The organism is Glutamicibacter uratoxydans, assembly GCF_006539925.1.
In the GTDB taxonomy this organism is placed as follows: Bacteria; Actinomycetota; Actinomycetes; order Actinomycetales; family Micrococcaceae; genus Glutamicibacter; species Glutamicibacter uratoxydans.
Map to the genome: position 1 here is coordinate 218,406 of NZ_BJNY01000005.1, position 7,130 is coordinate 225,535.

General features: G+C 58.4%; 5 protein-coding genes and 1 rRNA gene. 4 read left to right on the top strand and 2 right to left on the bottom strand.

The window, feature by feature from the left end; translation table 11 throughout:
• Window positions 1–433: 433 nt before the first annotated feature.
• The 4 genes from AUR04nite_RS05645 (at window position 434) to AUR04nite_RS05660 (ending at window position 5,128) form a co-directional block, all read left to right on the top strand.
• Window positions 434–1,855 (top strand): alpha,alpha-trehalose-phosphate synthase (UDP-forming), encoded by a 1,422-nt coding sequence (locus tag AUR04nite_RS05645; protein ID WP_141362833.1) that lies wholly within the window; start codon window positions 434–436, stop codon window positions 1,853–1,855.
• Between the two features lie 6 nt (window positions 1,856–1,861).
• Complete coding sequence (otsB, locus tag AUR04nite_RS05650; protein ID WP_141362835.1) at window positions 1,862–2,665, top strand: trehalose-phosphatase; 804 nt, start codon at window positions 1,862–1,864, stop codon at window positions 2,663–2,665.
• 65 nt (window positions 2,666–2,730) lie between these two features.
• Entirely contained in the window at window positions 2,731–3,798 is a 1,068-nt protein-coding gene (locus tag AUR04nite_RS05655; RefSeq protein ID WP_141362836.1) for an ABC transporter ATP-binding protein, read from the top strand.
• Between the two features lie 115 nt (window positions 3,799–3,913).
• Complete coding sequence (locus tag AUR04nite_RS05660; RefSeq protein ID WP_141362838.1) at window positions 3,914–5,128, top strand: IS1249 family transposase; 1,215 nt, start codon at window positions 3,914–3,916, stop codon at window positions 5,126–5,128.
• Window positions 5,129–5,276: 148 nt separating this feature from the next.
• Here the strand turns inward: AUR04nite_RS05660 and rrf are convergent.
• Together rrf and AUR04nite_RS05670 are read right to left on the bottom strand one after the other, a co-directional pair.
• Window positions 5,277–5,393: ribosomal RNA gene (rrf, locus tag AUR04nite_RS05665) — 5S ribosomal RNA — on the bottom strand.
• Window positions 5,394–5,710: 317 nt separating this feature from the next.
• Window positions 5,711–6,946 carry a hypothetical protein gene (locus AUR04nite_RS05670; protein ID WP_141362840.1) on the bottom strand — a complete coding sequence of 412 codons (1,236 nt, stop codon included), beginning with the start codon at window positions 6,944–6,946 and terminating at the stop codon, window positions 5,711–5,713.
• Window positions 6,947–7,130: the final 184 nt, after the last annotated feature.

Genomic DNA, 7,130 nt, shown 5'->3' on the forward strand with positions numbered 1-7,130 from the left:
TCAGCGGAATACTGTCATCTGCATCAAGCTTAGCCAATAGCATCGATGATTTTTCGCGAATTCCGCGATTCTTCGACCTTCACAGGTGGCACATAAGCTGCACCAATTGCCGGCTAAGCAGCCCGGCGGCACAAACTTGATCATTCAACCAAGTCACTTGGAAGAAAAACCGTCATCCTCGGCTGCGTCCCCGTCGAGTCCCCCACCGAAGTTGTTTACGTCACGTTGAAGGCAAAACGCCGGCATAATTCCTTTGCCTCCGATATTTCACTAGGCTCTGCTTAAGAGAACAATTAACTTGCAGGGTAGAGGACTACGCTCAAGACCCAGGTTCCGTTAGACCACCGGTGCGCAGGTTGGAAATTAAGCCAGGAGGTTTATTGTGGATAGCTCGGCGACAGGTCAAAGTTCAGGAAATACCTATGATTTTGTTGTGGTGGCCAACCGCCTGCCGGTAGACAGAGTCACCAACCCGGACGGAACCCAGGGCTTCCGCCGCTCCCCCGGCGGCCTTGTCACCGCCCTCGAACCGATCATGGCCGCCTCGGACGGCGCCTGGGTCGGCTGGCACGGCGGCATCGACGAAGAACTTGAAAGCTTTGATAAGGACGACATCCACCTGGTGCCGGTCCCGCTGAACGAAGACGACCTGGAGCTGTATTACGAAGGCTTCTCCAATTCAACGTTGTGGCCTTTGTACCACGACGTCATTGTCCCTCCCGCCTACCACCGCACCTGGTGGGACCGCTACAAGAAGATCAACCAGCGCTTCGCTGAGGCAGTGCTGCGCATCGCGGCACCCAATGCCACCGTCTGGGTGCACGACTACCAGCTCCAGCTGGTGCCGAGGCTGCTCCGCCTGGCCCGCCCCGACCTGAAGATCGGTTTCTTCCTGCACATCCCGTTCCCCGCCGCCAGCCTGTTCTCGCAGCTGCCGTGGCGCCGGCAAATCCTCGAAGGCCTGGCCGGAGCGGACCTGGTGGGCTTCCAAAGGGAAACCGACGCCACTAACTTCCTGCGCTGCCTGCGCCGCTTCACCGACTACCAGACCAAGGGGCACGAGGCCACGCCTCGCCCGGAGCACGATCTGCAGAACGTCTGCCGCGCCGACGCCCATCCGATCTCCATCGACTACGAGCAGATCAAGCGCCTTTCCCGCGATCCGCAGATCATTGCCCGGGCCGCGCAGATCCGCCATGAACTGGGCAATCCTAAGACCATCATGCTCGGCGTGGACCGGCTGGACTACACCAAGGGCATCCGCCACCGCCTGAAAACCTATGGAGAACTGCTCAACGACAAGCAGCTGAAAGCCGGCGAAGTCTGCCTGATCCAGGTGGCGAGCCCCAGCCGCGAGAACGTTGAAACGTACATGGAGCTGCGCGACCAGGTGGAGCTCATGGTCGGACAGATCACCGGCCAGTTCGACACGCTGAGCCACACCACGCTGCGCTACCTGCACCATTCCTACCCGCTGAAGGAAATGATCGCCCTGTATCTGGCAGCCGACGTGCTGCTGGTCACCGCCCTGCGCGACGGCATGAACCTGGTGGCCAAGGAGTACGTGGCCGCCCACCAGGACGGACGCGGCGTGCTGGTGCTCTCCGAATTCACCGGCGCAGCAGACCAGCTCACCCAGTCGGTGTTGGTGAACCCCCACGACATCGACGGCATGAAGGCGAAGATCATGCAGGCGGTCAACATGCCAGAAGCGGAGCAGGCCAAGCGCATGAAACGCATGAACCACCACCTCGAAGAGTACGACGTGGCCCGCTGGTCACACCGCTTCCTCACCGAACTGGCCCAGATCAACACCAACTCAATTCCCGTTGTCCCCGCCGCAAGCGGCTCGTAGGTTTCGATGAGCAATAGATTGGATGGCTCCGTGGCAGCGCTGACGCCGCAGTTACTTCACGCATTGCAGGCATTTGCGGCACACCCGCGCATCCTGGTGGCGCTCGACTTCGACGGCACGCTCTCCCCCTTGGTCGACCATCCGCAGGATGCCAGGCCGCTGCCTGAATCCGCGCAGCTCGTCGCCCAGCTCGGCGCATTGCCCGGGGTCTACACGGCAGTTGTTTCCGGGCGAAACCTCCAATCCCTGGCCGAGGTCTACCCCGCGCCCCTGCCCTCCATTCAGATCGGGTCCCACGGAGCAGAGCGCACGCTGCCTGATCAGCTGCACACCGGCTGGCAGTCAGCGGCGCTGAGCGATGAGCAGTCTGCACTGCTGGCCGCACTGACCCAGGGGCTCGCACGCGTCGCCGAGAAATTCGACGGCGTCTCACTGGAGTACAAGCCCAGCGCCACCGTGCTGCATGTGCGCCGGGCCGCCCCCGAAGACCAGGAGACCGCGCTGGCGCAGGCCCAGCAGGAGCTGCAGGACCTGGACGGTGTCAAGCTCATGCTCGGCAAAGCGGTGCTGGAAGCTTCGGTGCTGCACACCGACAAGGGCAAGGCGCTGATGTGGCTGAGGGAAGCGCTCGACGTGCAGGCAGTGCTTTTCGCCGGGGACGACGTCACCGACGAAAACGGCTTCCGGGTACTGCAGGCCGAAGACATTTCGGTGAAGGTAGGCCCCGGAGCAACTGCCGCCGTTCACCGCATTGATTCGCCGTTTGACGTACCGCAGCTTTTGCAAAGCCTTGTTTCCATGCGAAACTAAAGTGTCCCAATTCACTTTCACTATGGATCGTCGGGCACGTACCTGCCCGTGAAAGGATTGTCATTATGGCAACTGTGACCTTTGACAAGGCCACCCGTGTATACCCAGGCGCTTTGGTGCCTTCCGTCGACGGAATCGACTTGGAAATCGCTGATGGCGAATTCCTCGTTTTGGTCGGCCCTTCGGGTTGCGGCAAATCAACCACCCTGCGCATGCTGGCTGGCTTGGAAGAAGTCAATTCCGGACGCATCCTCATTGGCGACAAGGACGTGACCAACGTTCCGCCGAAGGACCGCGACATCGCCATGGTCTTCCAGAACTACGCACTGTACCCGCATATGACCGTGGGCGAGAACATGGGCTTCGCACTAAAGATCGCCGGCGTCGACAAGGCCGAGCGCACCCGTCGAGTCAAGGAAGCCGCCGAGCTTCTGGACCTGGTCCAGTACCTCGACCGCAAGCCAAAGGCGCTCTCTGGCGGCCAGCGCCAGCGTGTTGCCATGGGACGTGCAATCGTCCGCTCCCCTCAGGTCTTCCTGATGGATGAGCCGCTGTCCAACCTGGATGCCAAGCTGCGCGTGCAGACCCGCACCCAGATCTCTTCGCTGACCCGCCGTCTGGGTGTCACTACCGTGTATGTGACGCACGACCAGGTTGAAGCCTTAACCATGGGCGACCGTGTGGCAGTCCTCAAGGACGGCCAGCTACAGCAGGTAGGCACCCCTCGCGAGCTCTACGACCGCCCGCGCAATGTCTTTGTTGCAGGCTTCATCGGCTCGCCAGCCATGAACCTGCTGGAGCTGGATGCCGCCAACGGCCAAGTGTCCTTCGGAAGCGCTGCTATTAGCGCACCGGGTGCAGCTGGAGCGACTACCTTGGGTATTCGTCCAGAAGACATCCAGTTCGTCGGCGAAGGCGAAGGACTGGAGATCACTGTAGATGTCGTTGAGGAACTGGGCGCAGATGCCTATGTATATGCATCTGCAGACCTTGGAGGCAAGACTCAGACCATCGTCGTACGCGTAGATGGCAGAACTCCTCCAGCACGCGGACAGCGTTTGAACATCGCGCCTAAGCTGCAGCATGTCCACCTGTTCGATACCAACAGCGGACTTCGCCTCGAAGAGGCCTAAATCAAGTAGGAAATAGCAGCTGGCCCCGAATCTACGGATTCTGGGCCTATAGGTCATAAATGGTGTCTGCAAACTTGATCCTGCCCCAGAAACCCGGGACAGGATCAAGTCGCATATGGATGTTGTTCCCATAGGCGTGACCCTTAACAGTAAAAACACCCACCTATGTAGTATCTGCGATAACCCGCTCAAGAAAAACGGGAAACGCAACGGCAAGCAACGCTGGCGCTGCACCCACTGCAACGCCAGCACCACCAACCAACGACGACCAGACACCAAAGCCCGCAACGAACTGACCTCCCTGGTCTCCTGGATCACCAGCAAAAACAACCAAACTGAACACTCCAACCGCAGCGCCCGCACCTTCCGCCGAAACACCGCCTGGTGCTGGAACGTCACCCCGCACCTGAACCCCACCGGTGAGATCTTTACCGAGATCCAAGTCGATGGAATTTACTTAGGATCCGGCTGGTGCTGCCTCATCGCCATCGCCCACGGCAAAGTCATCGGATGGCAATGGTGCGACCACGAAAAAGCCATCGCCTGGCAAACACTGCTCTCCCCGTTGCCGCCGCCACGCATCGTGGTCACCGACGGTGGCAGTGGACTACAAAAATGCTTGGACACCCTCTGGCCAGAAGTCCGTATTCAACGCTGCCTCGTGCACGTGCAGCGCGCCGTCCGCCAGTACCTGACCCTGCGTCCTAAAACACCGGCAGGCAAAGCGTTACGGGTGTTGAGCTTGAAGCTGACGCGGATTACCAGCCGGGAACAAGCCACCGAATGGATCCAACTGTTCACCGCCTGGCATACCCAATACCAACACCTACTCAAGGAACGGACCTACGCTCGGGACCACACTGGTCTCAGGCCACGAGGCATCACCAGCAGCAGGGTCTGGTGGTACACGCACGAGCGGTTACGCAAGGCCTACAACGCAATGAACCGTCCCTTACTCAAAGGGCACCTGTTCGCGTTTCTGGAGTCCGAGTTCGAAGGCCTGAAGATCAACTCCACGACGAATATGATCGAAGGCGGAATTAACTCTGGTATCCGGGACATGCTTCGGCTACATCGTGGGATGCCGGTAGAGCACCGGCGCAGGGCGGTGGAATGGTTCTGCTGGACCCGGGCTGACCCAGCCAGCCGGCCGGGGCTCGAACAGTTCATCACCCCGGAGCTTTACGCACCAGCAAAGCACGCGGAAGACCTCGTGGATGAGGCAGAGGATCTTGGTGGTCCTCAGCTTTATGGAACGGAAGCTACTGCTGAAGAAGGACTCTGGGCGAGAGCTGGTCGGGCTGGGCATACAGGGCTGATCCACTGCTAAAACCCGCTAGAAATGGTGGTTTGGGCCGGGGACACTCCCGGCCCAGACACCATTTTTGGCCTATAGCCCGGATTCTGGGCCAGCTGCGTAAAAAGTACAGGTTAAACATCGAAGGCCCCGAGATAATTCGGGGCCTTCGGCACATTATGCCCGGCGATGACCTACTCTCCCACACCCTCCCGAGTGCAGTACCATCGGCGCAGTGGGTCTTAGCTTCCGGGTTCGGTATGGGACCGGGCGTTTCCCCCACGCTATGATCGCCGTAACTCTAACCCTCATGGTTGAACCATGGGAAAACTACGGTGTCCTTCGCATTGCGACAACTCCATAACTATATCAGCAGAATGCCTGAAGAAGCCAATCGAGAAGCCGCTCTTCAACAGTGCCCTTCGCCACACTGGTTTCGACATGAACGGCTAAGCACCAACCGGTAGCTGGCGGCCGCCTGGACTTCCACTGTGCCATTCAGTTTCCACTGCAAAGGTCCATTCATCCCCCGTACAGACAACTGGCGTTCGGCCCTCTCTGGCACGCTGGCACGAGCAGATGATCGACGAGGTGTCAGCGGTACCCCGTTGGAGACTACTTCGCCAGCGAAAAGAATTCCGCCGGAATGGCATGAAGATCGACAAATTGTTCTCCGGGCAGTTCCATTGGAGTACTTCTCAGCGTTGCGAGGCTGGAAGGATCTATGCGGAGAATATCGCCAACATAGCTCCTGTGCTCGCTTCGGGCCGCGAACGAGAAATCACGGACATACAGGTCGAGCTCTCCATTCGGCGCTGCAGCAAGGCGCTCGACCTTTGCATCTTCGCCGCTGCCAAAATGCTGTTCGCTCGCGACCTTGGTACCGTCCGGGGACAGCATGACCACACGATGTTCCAGAAGTGCGTAGACCTTGCCGTTGAGGTTCACTACGCGCACTCCCACATCCTTGAACTCTCTAATCAGTGTCTTCTTCCAGGTGCGTGGATCGATCTTGACCAACTTGTTCCAAGAAAACTCCGGATACTCAATGCCGATAAAAGAATCTGATTCAAGACAGTAGAGCAGACCTTCCGCCGCTGCACAAGACTGGATGCCTCCTGTTCCAGCCCAGTCATGCTGATCGAGCACCTTCATCTCCACTGGATCAGCCACGATGACTCGTGATCCGCTCTCTTTAGGATTAGAAGATGAGATCTCGCCGGCGAGATAGAGCTTCCCGTTGTCCATGATGGCACTTTGCATATATCCGTAGAGTTGAAGGCTACGAATTGTCTTGCCCATCCGATCATGGATGACTAGCGGATTCGAGTATCCTGCCTCTTTCTGCCCTACGTTGACAAGCGAGGCTACTTCATCGCTGCGTAGCCACGTTGATGCGGTGACGCCAGTGCCTTCAGGATAGTCCAGAAAACCTGTATCCACTGATCCGTCAGTGTTTACGAAGACCAAGTCAGCGGACCTAGCACCAAGAAGTCCGACTGTTGAAGGCGCATCGATTCGAGTGGAGAGATTCGTTGCCTTCAGTTTTCCGGTAGCTACGGTTGATCCGTCGTCGTTGACGGTAGTCGCGTTTCCATGGTTCGTGTCCATATCCGTGTAGTACACGGAATAGGCACCTGCTCCTGGCTTGATATCGCCATTCAAGGCACCCTTGCTGCATCCAGCTAAAGAGCAGGCCGACACTGCAAGTATGAGGAACGAAATCCATGACAATGATTTCCGCGCAGATGCATGCCGTCTTTTCTGTTGAGCCGACATGAGATTGTCGGACGAACGAGTATCAAGTTCAAATGGGTAGCCTGCTTGATCTCGGTTCTTTCTAAAGGCCATGGCCTCAGACTAACGAGAATATGACGGCCGCCCTAAACGACACCGTCACATGTCCGATGGCCGGTTAAACGAAAAAAAGGGGCCCCTCCAGGACCCCACCAACCCAACACCAGGCCAGCAACACCAACCATCCGGCCGGGCACCCACCAGCCGGCAGCAACCCACTCAAACCTGCTGGTTAAAC

Bases quoted from the DNA above. Each gene is read 5' to 3' on its own strand.
- otsB (WP_141362835.1), top strand. From the start codon at position 1,862: ATGAGCAATAGATTGGATGGCTCCGTGGCAGCGCTGACGCCGCAGTTA.
- AUR04nite_RS05655 (WP_141362836.1), top strand. From the start codon at position 2,731: ATGGCAACTGTGACCTTTGACAAGGCCACCCGTGTATACCCAGGCGCT.
- AUR04nite_RS05660 (WP_141362838.1), top strand. From the start codon at position 3,914: ATGGATGTTGTTCCCATAGGCGTGACCCTTAACAGTAAAAACACCCAC.
- AUR04nite_RS05670 (WP_141362840.1), bottom strand. From the start codon at position 6,946: ATGGCCTTTAGAAAGAACCGAGATCAAGCAGGCTACCCATTTGAACTT.